The organism is Demequina litoralis (genome assembly GCF_030418455.1).
Classification (GTDB): Bacteria; Actinomycetota; Actinomycetes; order Actinomycetales; family Demequinaceae; genus Demequina; species Demequina litoralis.
This window is the reverse complement of record NZ_JAUHPW010000020.1, coordinates 1-925: the sequence shown is the minus strand read 5'-3', so window position 1 is coordinate 925 and position 925 is coordinate 1. Positions and strand designations below refer to the sequence as shown.

The window sequence follows — 925 nt, the reverse complement described above, 5'->3', positions numbered from 1 at the left end:
ACCATCGGCGCTGGGAGGCTTAGCTTCCGGGTTCGGAATGGGACCGGGCGTTTCCCTCTCGCTATGGCTGCGGCAACTTTATGGAACTATGAAGCGGTGCCCGTAGTTCGGGAACCGCACAGTGGACGCGAGCATGCATTCGAAAAGTCTTGAATGTAAGTCAAGTTGTCGGCCTATTAGTACCGGTCAGCTTCAAGAGTCTTTGGTCCTCTCTTCCACATCCGGCCTATCAACCCCATGGTCTGTAGGGGGCCTTCCGGGCGCGAGGCCCGTGGAAATCTCATCTTGAAACAGGCTTCCCGCTTAGATGCTTTCAGCGGTTATCCCTTCCCAACGTAGCCAACCAGCCGTGCTCCTGGCGGAACAACTGGCACACCAGAGGTTGGTCCACCCCGGTCCTCTCGTACTAGGGGCAGCCTTTCTCAAATTTCCTGCGCGCGCAGCGGATAGGGACCGAACTGTCTCACGACGTTCTAAACCCAGCTCGCGTACCGCTTTAATGGGCGAACAGCCCAACCCTTGGGACCAACTCCAGCCCCAGGATGCGACGAGCCGACATCGAGGTGCCAAACCATGCCGTCGATATGGACTCTTGGGCAGGATCAGCCTGTTATCCCCGGGGTACCTTTTATCCGTTGAGCGCCGGCGCTTCCACTTGCCACCGGCGGGTCACTAGTCCCGACTTTCGTCCCTGCTCGACCTGTCAGTCTCACAGTCAAGCTCCCTTGTACACTTGCACTCGCCACCTGATTGCCAACCAGGCTGAGGGAACCTTTGGGCGCCTCCGTTACTCTTTGGGAGGCAACCGCCCCAGTTAAACTACCCACCAGGCACTGTCCCTGATCCGGATCACGGACCGAGGTTAGATATCCAGAGTGATCAGAGTGGTATTTCAACAATGACTCCACCGAAACTGGCGTTCCGG

At 57.6% G+C, this 925-nt stretch carries 2 rRNA genes; both read right to left on the bottom strand.

The window, feature by feature from the left end:
- Positions 1-75 (bottom strand): 5S ribosomal RNA (gene rrf / locus QQX09_RS14250); the annotation flags it as partial.
- 81 nt (positions 76-156) lie between these two features.
- Positions 157-925, bottom strand: a 23S ribosomal RNA gene (locus tag QQX09_RS14245); the annotation flags it as partial.